The 18,075-nt window shown below is 44.2% G+C and carries 14 protein-coding genes and 1 pseudogene; 11 read left to right on the top strand and 4 right to left on the bottom strand.

Annotated features, from left to right (window positions below):
- Positions 1 to 310: 310 nt before the first annotated feature.
- A complete protein-coding gene (locus tag AB8613_RS04015; protein ID WP_372384796.1) occupies positions 311 to 1,123 on the top strand; it encodes a 4'-phosphopantetheinyl transferase superfamily protein in 813 nt (270 codons plus the stop codon).
- 107 nt (positions 1,124 to 1,230) lie between these two features.
- On the opposite strand, the gene AB8613_RS04010 is transcribed toward AB8613_RS04015, so the two are convergent.
- A complete protein-coding gene (locus AB8613_RS04010) occupies positions 1,231 to 1,638 on the bottom strand; it encodes a thioesterase family protein (RefSeq protein WP_004736070.1) in 408 nt (135 codons plus the stop codon).
- Positions 1,639 to 1,984: 346 nt separating this feature from the next.
- Here AB8613_RS04010 and AB8613_RS04005 point away from each other — a divergent pair, with 346 nt between their 5' ends.
- The 3 genes from AB8613_RS04005 to AB8613_RS03995 all read left to right on the top strand — a co-directional run bounded on the left by AB8613_RS04005 (position 1,985) and on the right by AB8613_RS03995 (position 5,167).
- Entirely contained in the window at positions 1,985 to 2,980 is a 996-nt protein-coding gene (locus tag AB8613_RS04005; protein WP_372384533.1) for a TRAP transporter substrate-binding protein, read from the top strand.
- Positions 2,981 to 3,047: 67 nt separating this feature from the next.
- Positions 3,048 to 3,803, top strand: a complete 756-nt coding sequence (locus AB8613_RS04000; protein ID WP_372384532.1) for a TRAP transporter small permease — start codon at positions 3,048 to 3,050, stop codon at positions 3,801 to 3,803.
- Positions 3,804 to 3,805: 2 nt separating this feature from the next.
- A complete protein-coding gene (locus tag AB8613_RS03995; protein WP_048616045.1) occupies positions 3,806 to 5,167 on the top strand; it encodes a TRAP transporter large permease in 1,362 nt (453 codons plus the stop codon).
- A gap of 48 nt (positions 5,168 to 5,215) precedes the next feature.
- On the opposite strand, the gene AB8613_RS03990 is transcribed toward AB8613_RS03995, so the two are convergent.
- The 3 genes from AB8613_RS03990 to AB8613_RS03980 form a co-directional block, all read right to left on the bottom strand.
- Positions 5,216 to 5,398 carry a hypothetical protein gene (locus AB8613_RS03990; RefSeq protein ID WP_086712335.1) on the bottom strand — a complete coding sequence of 61 codons (183 nt, stop codon included), beginning with the start codon at positions 5,396 to 5,398 and terminating at the stop codon, positions 5,216 to 5,218.
- A gap of 158 nt (positions 5,399 to 5,556) precedes the next feature.
- Entirely contained in the window at positions 5,557 to 6,903 is a 1,347-nt protein-coding gene (locus AB8613_RS03985; RefSeq protein WP_372384531.1) for a sigma-54-dependent transcriptional regulator, read from the bottom strand.
- Positions 6,904 to 7,008: 105 nt separating this feature from the next.
- On the bottom strand, positions 7,009 to 8,832 hold the full coding sequence (locus tag AB8613_RS03980) for an ATP-binding protein (RefSeq protein ID WP_372384530.1): 1,824 nt from the start codon (positions 8,830 to 8,832) through the stop codon (positions 7,009 to 7,011).
- 163 nt (positions 8,833 to 8,995) lie between these two features.
- On the opposite strand from AB8613_RS03980, the pseudogene AB8613_RS03975 reads away from it, so the two are divergent.
- The 7 genes and pseudogenes from AB8613_RS03975 to ppiD form a co-directional block, all read left to right on the top strand.
- Positions 8,996 to 9,178 (top strand): annotated as a pseudogene (locus AB8613_RS03975) (hypothetical protein); the annotation flags it as partial.
- Between the two features lie 294 nt (positions 9,179 to 9,472).
- Positions 9,473 to 10,771 (top strand): trigger factor, encoded by a 1,299-nt coding sequence (tig, locus tag AB8613_RS03970; protein ID WP_017106221.1) that lies wholly within the window; start codon positions 9,473 to 9,475, stop codon positions 10,769 to 10,771.
- Positions 10,772 to 10,876: 105 nt separating this feature from the next.
- Positions 10,877 to 11,503: an ATP-dependent Clp endopeptidase proteolytic subunit ClpP gene (gene clpP, locus AB8613_RS03965; RefSeq protein ID WP_004736080.1), complete on the top strand. Its 627-nt coding sequence runs from the start codon at positions 10,877 to 10,879 to the stop codon at positions 11,501 to 11,503.
- Positions 11,504 to 11,584: 81 nt separating this feature from the next.
- On the top strand, positions 11,585 to 12,865 hold the full coding sequence (gene clpX, locus AB8613_RS03960) for an ATP-dependent protease ATP-binding subunit ClpX (protein ID WP_009847283.1): 1,281 nt from the start codon (positions 11,585 to 11,587) through the stop codon (positions 12,863 to 12,865).
- Positions 12,866 to 12,996: 131 nt separating this feature from the next.
- Entirely contained in the window at positions 12,997 to 15,348 is a 2,352-nt protein-coding gene (gene lon / locus AB8613_RS03955) for an endopeptidase La (RefSeq protein ID WP_146491714.1), read from the top strand.
- A gap of 190 nt (positions 15,349 to 15,538) precedes the next feature.
- Positions 15,539 to 15,811 carry an HU family DNA-binding protein gene (locus tag AB8613_RS03950; protein ID WP_004736083.1) on the top strand — a complete coding sequence of 91 codons (273 nt, stop codon included), beginning with the start codon at positions 15,539 to 15,541 and terminating at the stop codon, positions 15,809 to 15,811.
- Positions 15,812 to 16,030: 219 nt separating this feature from the next.
- Positions 16,031 to 17,896, top strand: coding sequence for a peptidylprolyl isomerase (ppiD, locus tag AB8613_RS03945; RefSeq protein WP_372384529.1), 1,866 nt, complete (start codon positions 16,031 to 16,033; stop codon positions 17,894 to 17,896).
- Positions 17,897 to 18,075 lie beyond the last annotated feature (179 nt).

Below are 18,075 nucleotides of genomic sequence, written 5' to 3'. Positions count from 1 at the left end.
TATTTTTGATGAAATTAACTTATTGATAATTAATGGGTATGTGTGGTTTTTTAGTGTTTATACTCTATATTTTAACTTTGTGAGATCTATGTCAGATTTTTGTAAGTAACATTTAATAGGTACCTATTCCATAAGGTGGAATGTGATCCGTGTTTTAATTTGTTATTATTTGAAAAGTTATTTTTAAGCCCGTATATGAAGGGTGTTTCCTGTACGAATTCTCTATGTTTATCTCAAATCATAGGTGAGTTAAATTTGTCCGTTTTGATGGTTTTTTGATGAGTGGTTTGAAGAAGTGAACGTGAGTAAAATGGAAAACCCAATCGTCGATTTATGGTTATGTTCTTTGAGTGATTTGTGTGACGATATCGATATCAAATCACACCTCAAAGAGACACTCACGGCCGATGAAATTGAGAAAGTTGAACGCTATAGAGTGCCCTCGTCTCAAGTTCAAGCCATGTATGTTCGCAACTACTTGAGAGGAGTACTGTCTTGTTATTCGGATTTAACGCCTAAAGCATGGCGGTTTGAATATGGTGAGAAAGGAAAGCCAAGCCTGATTGCGGATCAACAGATTCAAACCGGACTGAATTTCAATATCAGTCATAGCAAAGAACATTTGTTGATTGCAGTTTGCCAGCGAGAAGGGAAGCCAGTTCAATTAGGTGTCGACATCGAACATGCAAGAAGCTCGACTAATATCGATTCGATCATGAAGCACTATTTTTCAGATAAAGAATTGGCGGATTTACTTGAACTCAGCAAAGAAAATAAGAGAGAACGGTTTTTTGATTTATGGGCGCTGAAGGAGTCGTATATCAAAGCGACGGGCAGGGGGCTAGCCACATCGTTGCGAAGTTTTTCGTTCGATTTTTCCAATCTAACTCAACAAACACTGCCAGTTTATTCGTCGGGTTTACGACCAGAGTTATGTGGCGAAATCATTGTACATAACGGAGTTGGGTTGGATGCTGCTGAACAAGGCGATGCTTCTGCTCATTGGCAATGCAGTTTAGGAAGGCTGGATAACCAGTTTCGATTTGCCGTGACGCTTGGTGGTGCAACGCTTCCTATGCAATTAGAGATGAAGTGTTTCCCCAAATCGAAGCTACTTGGCTGAGTTTACGCTCGTTACACTAGAACCTTGAGCTTCTAATCTTGAACACGGCGTACTCTCAACCACTTGCACTTTCAGCCACTCGGGCTCTCAGCCACTAACAATCTTAGTTAACTCGTTTCGCCAAGCATCGCTTTTAATACTTCAGCGGGTACAGGTTGCAGTTGTTTGTCTTTATCTAGGCAAACCATCTCGATATCCCCAATCACGGCAGGTTTAGTCGCATCTTTACGCCATACTTCTTGTCGCCATAAGGTTTTGTATTTGCCATCGAGTTCAAAAGAGGTTCGGATATCGCAGATCTCTGCGAATTCGACCCCGTCTTGAAAGGTCATATTGGCTTTATACACCGCAAACCCCAGTCCATGCTCATTCCACAACTCTGCCAGTTTATCGCTACCCAATACATGCTCGCGCGCACGCTCAAAGTATTTAAGAAAGTTAGGGTGATAAACCACACCTGAGTGATCGGTATCTTCGTAGTAAATCTGTACTGGGTGATGGTAGATCTGACTCATGGGTAGCAACTCTTGGTAAGTAGTGGATCAGTAAATCTGACTAAGTTGTGCAGCACTCTACAGGATAGGTTGAAATTACTTCAAGGCATCATCGTGAAAGGAGCTTTTGGTCAGACCTCATTTATCACTGATGCTTTGGTCAACTCCCACCCATTTATAAATATTCTATGTGTCATTTTCCACCCATTAAATTTTGCAAAGAGTGGACGACTCATGTTGGCAACTATGATGAAGCCTTGTGGTTAAAGGCTTGTTAATGTTTTGTATCAACATGGCGCGCTAATTGCCTTAGTGAAAGCACGCAGTTCCCATTGAAGGGCTGCTTTGTTTACTAAGGAGAATAATAATGTTTAAGCCTCTTACCCTGTTATCTGTATCTGCTCTGGCACTCACAAGTTTTAATGCTGCTGCAAACTGTGACCCTGGTGAAATCGTGATTAAATTCAGTCACGTAACTAATACCGATAAGCACCCGAAAGGCATTGCCGCTTCTCTACTAGAAGAGCGAGTAAACACTGAAATGAATGGTAAAGCTTGTATGCAAGTTTTCCCTAACTCGACGCTTTACGATGATAATAAGGTACTGGAAGCCCTGTTAAATGGTGATGTTCAAATGGCGGCACCTTCGCTGTCTAAATTTGAGAAGTTCACTAAGAAATACCGCATTTTTGACCTTCCGTTCCTATTTGAAGATGTAGACGCCGTTGACCGTTTCCAAAACTCAGAATCTGGTGAAAAACTGAAGAATGCAATGAAGCGTCGTGGCCTACAGGGTCTAGCGTTTTGGCACAATGGCATGAAACAGATGTCGGCGAACAAACCTCTTATCAACCCTGAAGATGCGGAAGGTTTGAAATTCCGTGTGCAAGCATCAGATGTATTGGTTGCTCAGTTTGAGCAGTTAGGTGCTAACCCTCAGAAGATGTCTTTCAAAGAGGTATACGGTGGCCTACAAACTAAGGTTATCGATGGTCAAGAGAACACATGGTCAAACATCTACGGCAAGAAGTTCTTTGAAGTACAAGATGGCGTGACAGAAACCAATCACGGTATATTGGATTATCTAGTTGTAACGTCAAACGACTTTTGGAAAGACCTTCCTGAAGATGTACGCGCGCAGCTTGGCACTATCGTTCAAGAAGTCTCGGAAACGCGTAATGCGGAATCTTCAAAAGTTAACCTAGCGAACAAAAACAACATCATCGAAGCGGGTGGTGAGGTTCGTACGTTGACGCCTGAACAGCGTCAAGCTTGGGTAACGGCACTTCAACCAGTATGGAAGAAGTTTGAAAAAGACATCGGTTCAGATCTTATCGATGCAGCATTAGCTTCAAACCAATAACACCGCTATTAGGGTGGCGGATCCCTACCGCTGCCCTTTATTAAAACAATTATAAGCGGAGTCAATTATGGAAAAGCCTCAAATGGAACAACCAAATTCTAGCGAATCAGCATTGGAAACCTCTCTTTTTTCCAAAGTCGGAAGAGTTACGGATGTGATTGAAGAGTCATTAATCGCATTTTTTCTTGGCGCAATGACGCTACTTACTTTTGCCAATGTGGTATTTCGATACGCATTCAATGACAACATCTTATGGGCACTGGAGCTGACGGTGTTCATGTTTGCTTGGATGGTGTTAGTGGGCGCATCTTATGGCGTTAAAAAACACTTCCACATTGGTGTTGATGTCATCATCAACCTTGCCCCAGAAAAGCTAAGCAAAGTGTATGCGCTAATCGCCGTGACCAGTTGCCTAGCATTTTCAATCTTACTTCTTATCGGCTCTTGGAATTATTGGTACCCATTCGCGACCGATCGCGCATGGTATGAGACCGATGATATCCCAATGCCAGAGATGCTTCAGTTTCTTGCTGACTGGCTAAATGAAGGCGAGCGATACGAGAAACTGCCACGTTTTATTCCTTATATGGCGCTGCCGATTGGCATGGCAATGCTGACGTTCCGTTTTGCTCAAGTTGCTTACCAAGTAGTAACAGGCAAGCTTGACCGCATGATTGCAGGACACGAAGCGGAAGAAGAGTTGGATGCGTTGAAAGCGGACGTGCTAGCGGGCTCTGACGAAGATGCGACAGCGGTATTGAATTCGACTCCGCAGAACAAAGCGAATGAGTCGAGTACCAAATCTAACGGTAAGGAAGACTAATCATGGCAATGTTATTTCTATTTTTAATGGTAATTGCTTTCATGTTGGTCGGTGTACCAATTGCAATTTCACTAGGTTTATCGAGCGTAATATTCTTGTTGATGCATTCAGATGCGTCATTAGCTTCAGTCGCACAAACGCTGTTTAATGCATTTGCAGGCCACTACACACTCTTAGCGATTCCTTTCTTTATCTTGGCCTCTAGCTTCATGTCTACTGGCGGCGTGGCTAAACGTATTATTCGTTTCGCTATCGCGATGGTGGGGTGGTTCCGTGGCGGCTTGGCGATGGCGTCGGTTGTGGCATGTATGATGTTCGCAGCCCTTTCTGGTTCATCTCCTGCAACGGTAGTAGCGATCGGTAGTATTGTTATCGCAGGTATGATCAAAAACGGCTACACAAAAGAATTCGCGGCAGGGGTTATCTGTAACGCAGGTACCTTGGGTATCTTGATTCCACCGTCAATCGTGATGGTCGTTTACGCTGCGGCGACGGATGTATCGGTAGGCCGTATGTTCCTAGGCGGTGTGATTCCTGGTCTGCTGGCGGGTGTGATGTTGATGATTGCTATCTACATTGCGGCACGTATTAAGAAGATTCCAGCACAGCCTTTTGTGGGCTGGGGCGAGATGTTTGCAGCAGCGAAGGATGCGAGTTGGGGTCTACTGTTAATTGTCATCATTCTAGGTGGTATCTACGGTGGTATCTTTACTCCGACAGAAGCGGCGGCAGTTGCTGCGGTTTACGCGTTCTTTATTGCTAACTTTATCTACAAAGATATGGGGCCTTTCGCTGACAAGAACAATACAAAGCCTGCTTTGGTAAAAGTGTTCCAAACCTTTTTCCATAAAGACACCAAAGATACGCTCTATGATGCAGGTAAGCTGACGATCATGCTGCTCTTTATCATTGCCAATGCTCTGATTCTGAAGCATGTACTGACAGAAGAACGTATCCCTCAAATGATCACTGAATCGATGCTGTCTGCCGGCTTAGGTCCGATCACCTTCTTGATTGTGGTGAACGTACTGCTGTTGATTGGTGGTCAGTTCATGGAGCCATCAGGTTTGTTGATCATTGTTGCTCCGTTGGTGTTCCCAATCGCAATCGCACTGGGTATTGACCCAATTCACCTTGGTATCATGATGGTGGTGAACATGGAGATAGGGATGATAACCCCGCCGGTGGGGCTCAACTTGTTTGTGACCGCTGGGGTCGCCAAGATGTCGATGATGAACGTAGTCAAAGCGGCACTGCCTTGGGTGGGCGTGATGTTCTTGTTCCTAATCATCGTGACTTACGTGCCATGGGTTTCAACGTGGTTACCAACTACTCTAATGGGGCCGGAGATTATAACCAAGTAGTGAATGGTTTTATTCTCAATGTAATAAATAGCAGCGATAGATGAAGAGTTACACCTTTTCATCTATCGCTTTCTTATTTCCGCGCCTTATTGTGCCGCTTAAGCGTCTGTCGTAGCCTTTCCATCGTACTCTTTTCTTTCTTCGCTCGCGCCCAGACCTTCTTTCTACTTCATAGTGGTCATCAACCAGCACTGTATCTACAATGACCGGAATGGTCGTTTTTTCATTCATATGCAACTTATCCTTAAAGTCGATATATGAATTATGGGAGAGGAACCTCATCTCTGCCAGTTTCGATAAACATTCAGATCAAGCGGGAGTTTGTGCTTTGTTTCGTGGCTTGTTTCTTTTACTTCGCAGCTTAATTCTTTACTTCGACATCTATTGTTTTACTTAAAGTTCTCTTTGTCGATTTGATAACGCTGCATTTTGTCGTAAAGCGTTTTTCTTGGGACATTTAGTTGAGACATGGTTAATTTTATGCTCCCTTCATTCTCAATCAGCGCACGCTCGATCACTGCTTTTTCGAACTCTGCTACTTGGTCCGATAGACTAATGCTGGCATCTGAGTGGCTATCTGAGCTCACACCATCCCCCAGTTGAGCTAATTTTCCGAGTAAGATGAAGCGTTCAGCGCTGTTACGTAGTTCACGAACATTCCCTGGCCAATCATGAGCCAAAAGCGCGTGCAGTTCCTTTTGTGGAAGTGCAGGGGCTGTCTTGCCATAACGCGCTGCAGCGACCAGTAAAAAGTGGTGGAAGAGTGCTGGGATATCTTCTTGGCGGCTTCTTAGCGGCGGTAAATCTAGTGTCACGACATTGAGGCGATAATAGAGATCTTGGCGGAAAGTACCTTCTTCAGCAGCTTTCTTTAGGTCGACTTTAGTTGCCGCAATCACTCGGATATCTAGAGGAACTAAACCATTGGAACCAACTCTTTCAATGACGCGTTCTTGCAAGACGCGCAACAGGCGAATTTGTGCCTGCATCGGCATGGATTCAATTTCATCTAAGAATAGGGTACCGCCCTGAGCAAATTCAAATTTACCGACTCGCTTACTTTCTGCACCAGTAAACGCACCTTTCTCGTGACCATAGAGTTCACTTTCAATCAGGTTTTCAGGTACCGCCCCACAGTTGACCGCGACAAAGTTTTGCTCTCGGCGGCTGCTTTGTTCATGCAGAGAACGTGCAACTAACTCTTTACCTGTGCCGGTTTCACCAAATAACAAGATATCGGCATTGGTGTCTGCAACATGGGTGATGATGGAACGAAGCTCAGTCATCGATTGTGTGTCACCAATGATTCTCGGGCCGAGTGCTTTGCTGGCTTTGAGCGAACGCTTGAGTTCGAGGTTTTCTAAGGTCAGTTGACGCTTCTCGATGGCGCGTTTGGTGGTTTCGATAAGACGCTCATTGGCAAACGGCTTTTCAATGAAATCATAGGCACCGTCTTGAATTGCTTGCACGGCCATGGAGATGTCGCCGTGACCAGTGATCATAATCACGGGAATCTCTGTGTCTTTATGCATCACGGTATTGAGCAGGTCATGCCCCGAGATACCCGGTAAGCAGATATCTGTGATGATCACGTGAGGCAATCCATTATCTTGAATCGCGAGCAGGGCTGACTCCGCATCGGGGAAAAATTCGGCATCAATGTCGGCGAGCTCGAAGCTCTGTTCAATGGCCATTCTTAGATCGGATTCGTCATCAATGAAATAGACGTGACACATAGTGATTCCTTTACTCTTTTATACTAATTATCGCCGAGTTTGTTAGTTAAGCCGTATTTGAACGGGCTCATCTCAGTCTGTTATTTTTGCTTCGTGTGCTGGGTTTTATTCTTTTTGTCTTTGCTGCTCTTGCTCTTTCTGTTGCTCAACAAGGGGCAACTCAATGCTAAATCGAGCACCGCCTTGTGGGCTAGTTCCTGTTGTGAGCTTGCCGTTAATTCCGCTGATTATCTGTTGAGATATCGATAGCCCTAATCCAAGTCCGTTCTTCTTGGTGGTATGGAAGGGTTCGAAAAAGTTTCCCCTCGAGGAGGAAGTAAAACCAGGGCCGTTATCATCGACGTGGATCAGTAGCGTGTTGGCTTCAGCCGTTTCTCTAACTTCTAATAGGACAGCCAACTGCTTGTCGTCTTGGTTTTCCATTGCCTGAATCGCGTTGGTCAGCAGGTTAATAATGACCTGTTCGAGCTGGATGGCATTGGCGAGTATGCATGCGTCAAATGTTTCAGGTAGTTCATTGGTCTTGACTCGCTCACTCTTGAGTTGTGGCTTCATTAACTCCTTAGATGAATGCAATACAGGGAGGATCTGTATTATGTGTAGTTCTTCTGCGGTCGACTTTTTAGCAAAGGAGCGAAGCTGATGGCTAATTTTCGCCATACGGTCGGTGAGCGATGAAATACGCGATAAGTTGTCATCGACACGATCTGTTTTCTCTTTGGCTAGAAACAGTCGGCCATTGTCAGCATAACTACGAATCGCAGCGAGTGGATTATTCAATTCATGACTAATACTTGCTGACATCTGGCCCAATACCGCCAGTTTTGCCGCTTGGATGAGCTCGTCTTGGGTGTGTCTGAGTACCCGCTCGGTTTCGATACGTTGCTTGATCTCTACGTGTAGCTCAGAGGTTCTTTCGAGTACTTGAAATTCTAGCTTTTGGTTAGCTTCTGACTGCAACCTATCGATCTGGGCGCGTCGGTGTTGACGGTGCAGATTAAGTTGAATGACCAGATAAATGATTGCAAAGACCAAGCTCAGTACCACCATATAGGCGATCAAGTCCCACCAAACCAAGTGGGTGGGAGAGAATACCCTGACCGTTAATCCAGGATCAGGTAGAAAGCGTGAAGAGGTGAAAAACTTCTCTTTAACTAACGGGTGAGATGAACGAATGCTGCTGGTTGCGCCCTCTAGATCTCCAGAGAAGTGGAGGCTTTCAATGTGGGTATCGAGGTATTGCTGATTTTCGCGAATGCGAGCTTGTTGTGTATCATCGAGAGGCTGAAGACTTTTGAATAGCCATTCAGGATTGCTAGACATAAAAATAATCTGGTCTTTATCATCCGCGACAAAAAAACTCTGTTTACCTTGCCAGCTTGCTTCAATCGAAGATAAATCCATTTTTACCACAATTACGCCAATGATTTCAGCAGCATAAGAGACCGGGTAAGAGTAATAGTAGCCTCTCTTTCCTGAAGTTGAACCTAAAGCGAAGTACTGCTTTTCATGTCCTTGAATAGCTTGTTGGTAATAAGGACGGAAGGCAAAATTGCGTCCGACAAAAGAATGTTTTAGGTTCCAGTTACTGGCTGCGATAGTGGTACCGATGCTATCCAATAAATAGGTGTCGGACGCCTGAATCACAGTGTTGACGTGCTCTAGGTAGCGATTGGTTAGCTCTATCTGAGCAGTGTTGCTTGGTGAGTGCAGGGCATCAACTAGCTCTTTATCCTTCGAAAGAAGCTCAGGGATATGGGCAAACTTATCCAATTGGCTGGCAATGTGGACGGAAAAGCGGTCTAAGTTAGATTGGTGATCATTTAACAAACTTTCATGACTTGTGCTCCATACCCAATGACCGCCAAACACCATCAGTGAACTGTATGTGACCATTAATAATATGGGGATTCTAAAAGCTTGAAACATGAAGGCTCTCCGCTAATTTCTTTGGTAAACAATCAAGCCTGTCTTCTCTCGTTTATGGTAGCAAATAGCGGTAGTTTTTGCTGAAAGCAGAGAGTGGACAGGTGGGGGTAGGTTAAGGGTTTGTAACGGGGATTGTTGAAAAAGTTATCGACTCTGAGGGGTAAAACAAGAGCAAGATCTCTTTTTAAGGTTTTTAGCAAAAAAAGCCCTCGATTCCCTTGAAAAAGTCGCTATTGTCCCCATTTCTGTTGTGCTAAGTGATGATTTGATCGTTTTTGTATCACTTAGTTGGACGAATTTAGAGCATTCATCATCATGCAGAGGTGAACGGCTCGACAGAGATTAAACAGATCGCTAGAATGTCGCGTCTAAAATTTCTGTCCTGAGGCTAATCGGAGATACCTTTCTTGTTTCTGAAAACAAGCTTTATTACGTTTTAATCGACGTGTGAAGAACGAAGATATCGCTGATTAGTCTGGTGTTTGGTTGAATAATCAATTCAGACATCAATGCTCGATTTTAAATTAGGTGTTCGGATAGAGCACTACACAAGGATGCAGCCAACAACGTCGGCTTTTGAATTAAAGCTAAGTTACGGCTCATATGCTCAGATTACTGAGCCAGTTTTGAGGTTTATATAATGCAAGTTACTGTTGAAACGCTAGAAGGCCTAGAGCGCCGTCTTAATATTACTGTTCCTGCTGCTAACATCGAAGATGCAGTTACAGCTGAACTACGCAACATCGCGAAAAACCGTCGTTTCGATGGTTTCCGTAAAGGCAAAGTGCCAATGAAGATGGTTGCTAAAATGTACGGCAAAGCAGTACGTCAAGACGTGATGGGCGAAGTAATGCAACGTCACTTCATCGAAGCGATCGTTAAAGAGAAAATCAACCCAGCTGGCGCACCTACTTTCGCACCAGTTGAAAACAACGAAGGCGCTGATCTAGTATTCAACGCAACTTTTGAAGTTTACCCAGAAGTTGAGCTGAAAGGTCTAGAAAACATCACTGTTGAGAAACCAGCAGTAGAAGTTAAAGAAGCTGACGTTGAAGAAATGATCGAAACTCTACGTAAGCAACAAGCAACTTGGACTGAAGTTGAAGCTGCTGCTGACGCTGGTTCTCGTGCAACTATCGACTTCGTTGGTTCTATCGACGGTGAAGAATTCGAAGGCGGCAAAGCTGAGAACTTCCCACTAGAGATGGGCGCTGGTCGCATGATCCCTGGCTTCGAAGACGGTATCGTTGGTAAAACAGCAGGTATGGAATTCGAAATCGACGTAAACTTCCCAGAAGATTACCACGCTGAAAACCTAAAAGGTAAAGCAGCTAAGTTCTCTATCAAGCTGAACAAAGTTGAAGCTCGTGAACTTCCTGAACTAAACGAAGAATTCGTTTCTAAGTTCGGCGCTGCTGACGGTGTTGAAGGTCTTAAAGCTGAAGTTCGTAAGAACATGGAGCGTGAGCTTAAGCAAGCTGTTAAGAACCGCATCAAAGAGCAAGCTATCGACGGTCTAGTTAACGAAAACAACATCGACGTACCTTCTGCTCTAATCGATCAAGAAATCGGTGTTCTACGTCAACAAGCTGCTCAACGTTTCGGTGGCAACACTGAAGCTGCTGACCAACTTCCACGTGAGCTGTTCGAAGAGCAAGCTAAACGTCGCGTAGTTGTAGGTCTTCTTCTTGGTGAAGTAATCAAGACTGAAGAGCTAAAAGCTGACGACGAGAAAGTTAAAGCTATCATCGAAGAGATGGCTACAGCATACGAAGATCCAACAGAAGTTATTGCTTACTACGAGCAAAACGAGCAAATGATGAACAACATGCGCAATGTTGCTCTAGAAGAGCAAGCTATTGATGCAATCATCGCTAAAGCTCAAGTTTCTGATAAAGAAGTTAGCTTCAACGAGCTAATGAATCAGCAACCTGCTTAATATAGTAATATCTGACGTAGAAGGTTGACGTACGGTCAACAATTCTGCTAACAATGGTCCGTATGATTTAATCATTCGGGCCATTTATTTTAGGGACATAAGAATATGAGCTACCAAGAAAAAAACACAATGCCATCGATTATGGACGCACTAGTTCCTATGGTGGTTGAACAGACTTCCCGTGGTGAACGTTCTTACGATATTTATTCTCGTCTATTAAAAGAACGTATCATTTTCTTAACAGGTCAAGTGGAAGACCACATGGCAAATCTTGTCGTGGCTCAACTGCTTTTCTTGGAATCAGAAAACCCAGACAAAGATATCTATCTTTACATCAACTCACCTGGCGGTAGCGTAACAGCGGGCATGTCTATCTACGACACAATGCAGTTCATCAAGCCAAACGTGAGCACAGTATGTATGGGTCAAGCTTGCTCTATGGGTGCATTCTTACTAGCGGGTGGTACTCCAGGTAAGCGTCACGTGCTTCCAAACTCACGTGTAATGATTCACCAGCCACTTGGCGGCTTCCAAGGCCAAGCGTCTGATATTCAAATTCATGCGCAAGAGATCCTAACGATCAAGCAAAAGCTAAACAAACTATTGGCAGAGCACACGGGTCAGCCTCTAGAAGTTGTTGAGCGTGATACAGATCGTGACAATTTCATGTCTGCTGATCAAGCAGTAGAATACGGCTTGGTGGATTCAGTTCTTAATCACCGCGGTCAATAATTGCAGGGCAATTGTTTAACGCAAAGTGATTCAAATTGATATACACTCAAGCATAGAGAGTAAAGGCTAAGAGGTTAGCGAATGACAGATAAAAGCAAAGAGGGTGGTAGCGGTAAACTGCTTTACTGCTCTTTCTGTGGCAAAAGCCAACACGAAGTTCGCAAGTTAATCGCAGGTCCTTCTGTTTACATTTGTGATGAATGTGTCGATCTTTGTAACGACATTATTCGTGAAGAAATTAAAGATGTTCTTCCTAAGAAAGAATCGGAATCGCTGCCAACGCCGCGTGAGATTCGTGAGCATCTTGACGACTATGTAATCGGTCAAGAATACGCGAAGAAAGTGCTAGCAGTTGCAGTTTATAACCACTACAAGCGTTTACGTAATGGTGATACGACAGCTGAAGGCGTAGAGCTAGGTAAGAGTAACATTCTTCTTATCGGTCCTACTGGTAGTGGTAAAACACTATTGGCTGAAACACTGGCTCGTTTCCTAGACGTTCCATTCACAATGGCAGACGCAACAACACTAACCGAAGCGGGTTACGTGGGCGAAGATGTTGAAAACATCATCCAGAAGTTGCTTCAGAAATGTGATTACGACGTAGCGAAAGCGGAACGTGGCATTGTTTACATCGATGAAATCGACAAGATTTCTCGTAAAGCTGAAAACCCATCAATCACGCGTGACGTGTCTGGTGAAGGTGTACAGCAAGCTCTACTAAAACTTGTTGAAGGTACAGTGGCTTCAGTTCCACCTCAAGGTGGTCGTAAGCATCCGCAGCAAGAGTTCTTGCAAGTGGATACATCTAAGATCCTATTTATCTGTGGTGGTGCGTTTGCCGGCCTAGATAAAGTGATTGAGCAACGTGTAGAAACTGGTTCAGGTATCGGCTTCGGCGCAGAAGTGCGTTCAAAAGATGAAACCAAAACTATCGGTGAATTGTTCACTCAAGTAGAACCTGAAGATCTAGTGAAGTACGGTCTGATTCCAGAATTCATTGGTCGTCTACCTGTTACAACAACACTGACAGAGCTTGATGAAGAAGCGCTAATCCAAATCCTTTGTGAGCCAAAGAATGCACTGACAAAACAGTACGCAGCATTATTTGAGCTTGAGGATACAGAGTTAGAATTCCGTGAAGACGCCCTACGCGCAATTGCTAAGAAAGCAATGAATCGTAAAACCGGTGCTCGTGGTCTACGCTCTATTTTGGAGGGTGTTCTGCTAGAAACTATGTATGAACTGCCATCTTCAACTGATGTAAGCAAGGTTGTGATTGATGAGTCGGTAATTAATGGTGAGTCAGAACCACTATTGATTTACAGCAACTCAGATAACCAAGCAGCTGTTGCAGAGTAGGTCTTTTTTAGACAAGTCGCTCAAATTGAAAAAGGAGGTAAGCAATTACCTCCTTTTTTTATTCTTCCATTGAATCCAGTCGTTTAAGCCCCATATACTGCTTTATAAGTTAAAGCGGAAGAGAGAAATATATGAACTTGGAACGTTCCGAGCGTATCGAAATCCCCGTGCTACCTCTACGTGATGTAGTGGTTTACCCACACATGGTTATTCCATTGTTTGTTGGTCGTGAAAAATCGATTACATGCCTTGAATCGGCAATGGAAGCTAACAAACAAGTACTACTTGTAGCGCAGAAAGAAGCGGACACTGATGAGCCTTCAATCGACGATCTATTTAACGTAGGTACAGTCGCTACCATTCTTCAGTTACTAAAGCTCCCTGATGGTACTGTCAAAGTACTTGTTGAAGGTCAGCAGCGTGCAAAAATTCACCAATTCAAAGAAAGTGAGTTCTTCTTAGCGGATGCCGAATACGTTGTTACCTCAGAACTTGACGAAAAAGAACAAGAAGTGGTTGTTCGCAGTGCGATTAATCAATTCGAAGGCTTTATTAAGCTAAACAAAAAAATTCCACCAGAGGTTCTAACATCTCTTAACGGTATTGATGAGGCGGCTCGCCTAGCTGATACTATTGCTGCGCACATGCCACTTAAGCTGGTAGACAAGCAGCACGTTCTAGAAATCTTAGATGTGACTGAACGTCTGGAGTTCTTGATGGGCCAAATGGAGTCAGAAATTGACATCCTGCAAGTTGAAAAACGCATCCGTGGCCGCGTTAAGAAGCAGATGGAAAAATCTCAGCGCGAGTACTACCTGAATGAGCAAATGAAAGCGATTCAGAAAGAACTTGGCGAGATGGACGATGCACCTGATGAATTCGAGACTCTGAAGAAGAAGATCGAAGAGTCAAAAATGCCTCAAGAAGCTCGTGAAAAAACCGAGCAAGAACTGCAAAAACTGAAAATGATGTCGCCAATGTCTGCTGAAGCAACAGTAGTACGTAGCTACATTGATTGGATGGTGGGCGTTCCTTGGGCTAAGCGTTCAAAAGTTAAAAAGAATCTAGCGAAAGCGGAAGAGATCTTAAACGAAGATCACTACGGCTTAGAGCGTGTTAAAGAACGTATTCTTGAATACTTGGCAGTACAAAACCGTATCAACAAGCTAAAAGGCCCGATCCTTTGTCTTGTTGGTCCTCCTGGTGTAGGTAAAACCTCGCTAGGTCGTTCGATTGCTGCGGCAACGGGTCGTAAGTACACACGTATGGCGCTAGGCGGCGTTCGTGATGAAGCTGAAATTCGTGGTCACCGTCGTACGTACATCGGTTCACTTCCGGGTAAATTAATCCAGAAGATGTCTAAAGTTGGCGTTAAGAACCCACTGTTTCTATTAGATGAAATCGATAAGATGTCTTCTGATATGCGTGGCGACCCATCTTCAGCACTTCTAGAAGTACTCGACCCTGAGCAGAACAATGCATTTAACGATCACTATCTAGAAGTCGATTACGATCTATCTGATGTGATGTTTGTTGCAACATCTAACTCGATGGACATTCCTGGCCCACTATTGGACCGTATGGAAGTGATTCGCCTGTCTGGTTACACAGAAGATGAAAAGCTGAACATCGCTAAGAGCCACCTATTGGACAAGCAAGTTCAACGCAACGGTCTTAAGCCTCACGAAATTGAGATTGAAGACTCTGCAATCATCGGCATCATTCGTTACTACACGCGTGAAGCGGGTGTACGTAGCCTAGAGCGTGAAATCTCTAAGATCTGTCGTAAAGCAGTGAAGAACATCTTGCTAGACAGCGACCTTAAGTCTGTAACGGTTAATATTGATAACCTGAAAGAGTACTTAGGCGTTCAACGTCATGACTTCGGTAAAGCGGATGAAAGTAACCGTATTGGTCAAGTGACTGGTTTAGCTTGGACTCAAGTTGGTGGTGATCTACTGACTATCGAAACTGAAGCAATGCCGGGTAAAGGTAAGCTAACGCAAACCGGTTCACTTGGCGATGTGATGAAAGAATCGATTCAAGCGGCAATGACCGTGGTTCGTTCTCGTGCAGAAAAACTGGGTATTAACTCAGATTTCTACGAAAAGCGCGATATTCACGTTCACGTACCGGAAGGGGCTACACCGAAAGATGGCCCGAGTGCGGGTATCGCAATGTGTACTGCATTAGTGTCTAGCTTGACGGGTAACCCTGTTAAAGCAGAGGTCGGTATGACAGGTGAAATTACCCTTCGTGGTGAAGTTTTACCTATCGGTGGTTTGAAAGAAAAACTGCTTGCAGCACACCGTGGCGGTATCAAAACTGTACTGATTCCTAAAGACAACGAGCGTGATTTGGAAGAGATTCCAGACAACGTAATCGCTGACTTGAAGGTGATCCCGGTTCAGTGGATTGATGAAGTACTCAAAGTAGCGCTAGAACGAGATCCGTCAGGGGTCGAGTTTGATGTGAAAAAATAGTGATGCATAGCAAAAATAAGTAAAGAATTACGCTGATAGGCCCGAAAAGGCTTGTCAGCGTTTTTTTTGGACGCTAAGTTATTGATCAAAGCGGCAGCCCTTTTGCAATAAGGCTTGCGGCTAAATTAAAACCAAAATGGAACGTACAGTCATCAAGAAGTAGTCACAGATGACACATAGGGGAAAAACAGTGAATAAAACACAACTAGTAGAATCAATCGCAGAAAACGCAGACATCTCTAAAGCTTCAGCTGGCCGCGCTCTAGACGCATTCATCGAAGCAGTTGGCACAACGCTACAATCAGGCGACCAAGTTGCACTTGTTGGCTTTGGTACTTTCAGTGTTCGTACTCGTGCTGCTCGTACAGGTCGTAACCCAAAAACTGGTGAAGAGATCCAAATCGCAGAAGCTAAAGTACCTGGCTTCAAGGCGGGTAAAGCACTTAAAGACGCATGTAACTAATTTCTACGGCTGAAACCTCGGTTTTGCGAGGGGAAGGCTGTAAAATGCGTTTACTGTTTGAAAAATGATGTTTCATTCTTAAACAGTATGTGTACAAAGCACATTGAACTTATTTAAATTATGCGCATCCTACTGATGCGCATTTCTTTTTCTGATAATATCGCGTGAATAGATTTTTATTTTGAAGCCAATGCTTCATATCCGGAGAGCACTTAAATTATGATGGATCGATTACGCGAAGGCGTGAATAGCATCGCGGTAAAAATTATCCTTGGGTTGATTATCCTGTCATTCGTATTCGCAGGTGTAGGCAGCTACATCACCGGTGGCGGTAACAACGCAGCAGCTAAAGTTGGCAACACAGAAATTGCTCGTGGTGAGTTCGAACAGGCTTACCAAAACGAACGTAATCGCATGCAGTCTCAACTTGGCGATTACTTCGCTCAAATGCTTGCAGACCCTGCATACGTAGAGTCTTTCCGTAAATCAGTACTTGATCGCATGATCAACGATGTACTGCTTGAGCAGCAAGCTGAGTCTTTAGGCCTACGAATCAGTGATTCTCAAATCCGTACCATGATTCTAGAAATGCCTCAGTTCCAAACAGCTGGTCAATTCGACCAAGAAGTTTACCAATCGGCACTACGTCGTGCAGGTTTTAGCGCAGAGAGCTTCGCTGAATACATGCGTCGTGACCTAATGCGCAACCAGCTTGTGACTGCACTTCAAGGCAGTGAATTCGTTCTTCAAGGCGAAATCGATACTCAGAGCAAGCTTATCGCACAAACTCGTGACATTCGCACGGTGACACTGTCTGTTGCTGACCTAGCAAAAGGCATCGAGTTAACTGACGAGCAAATCGAACAGTACTACCAAGAGAACCCTGCGGCTTATACTCGTCCAGAGCAAGCTAAGGTGTCTTACATTGAGCTTTCTGCTGAAGCGCTTAAGTCTCAGCTTGAAGTAAGCGATGAAGAAGCACAGAAATACTACCAAGAGCACCTAGACAAATACTCAACTGAAGAGCAACGTAAAGTTAGCCACATCCTAGTTCAAGGCGATGACGAAGCGAAAGCTCAGTCAATCCTAGACGAGCTAAATGCAGGCGCTGATTTTGCTACGCTAGCGGAAGAGAAATCTGACGACTTCGGTAGTGCAGACGTTGGCGGTGACCTAGGTTGGATTGAGCGCGATGTGATGGACCCAGCATTCGAAGACGCGGCTTTCGCTCTTGAGAATATTGGTGACACGACTGGCCTAGTTAAATCTGATTTCGGCTACCACATCATCAAGCTAGACGAACTAAAAGCGTCTCAAGCTCAGCCTTACACTGAAGTAGCGGCAGAGATTAAGCAAGAGCTTCTAGACCAGCACGCTGTAGACCAGTTCTACGAGCAACAAACTGAGCTAGAAAAAGTAGCGTTTGAATTCCCAGATTCTCTAGATGATTCTGCAGAAGCTATCAATGCGAAGATCACAACAACAGATTTCATCTCTCAAATTGACGCTCCAGAAGTTCTGATGACGCCTGCAGTTATGCAAGCTATCTTGAGCCCTGAAGTGAAAGAAGACGGTCTAAACTCTGAAGTCATCGAAGTGGCTCCTGAGCACGTGATTGTTGTTCGTGTAGAAGAGACTCGCGACGAGACAGTTCTTCCTCTTGAAGAAGTTAAAGATCAAGTTGTGGCTGCATTATCTGCTGTAAAAGCAGAAGAGCAAGCTGTTGAGCTAGGTGTTTCTCTAGTTAACGACCTTAAAGCTGGTAACGAAGCAGTGCTAGCGGACAACAACCTTGAGTTCACAGAGCTTGAAACTATTGACCGTAACTCTCCATTAGCAGCATCTGTATTCGCTCTAGCGAAACCAGAAGCAGGCCAAGCTGTGTTCGGTCAATCTAAAGACCAAGACGGTAACATCGTTGTTGTTGAGCTTTCTAAAGTAACGGCTGAAATTAACCCAGCTTACAGCACTCAAATTGGTGCACAATTGGAGCGAGTTGGCAACCAACAAGATCTGACTAATGTACTAAACGTACTTCGTAAAAACGCAGACGTTGAATATTACGTAGTGGGTCAAGGTCAGTAAGCTCAGGTTAGCTTGAGTTAGCTTAGCTCGGTAGTTAAGCCTGTTTGGTGACTGACTACCGAGAGTCAACATGCGATGGTTGTTGTTTTTGCAAATTAGTTTTATTCGATAAATCAGATTTGTGAGCTAACAAACGAACTGATGAAAACAAGATGTATAACAAAGCGGGTCACTTAGGT

The organism is Vibrio sp. BS-M-Sm-2 (assembly GCF_041504345.1).
In the GTDB taxonomy this organism is placed as follows: Bacteria; Pseudomonadota; Gammaproteobacteria; order Enterobacterales; family Vibrionaceae; genus Vibrio; species Vibrio satsumensis.
Note: the sequence above shows the minus strand (reverse complement) of the source record. Positions and strands in the feature narration are given on the sequence as shown.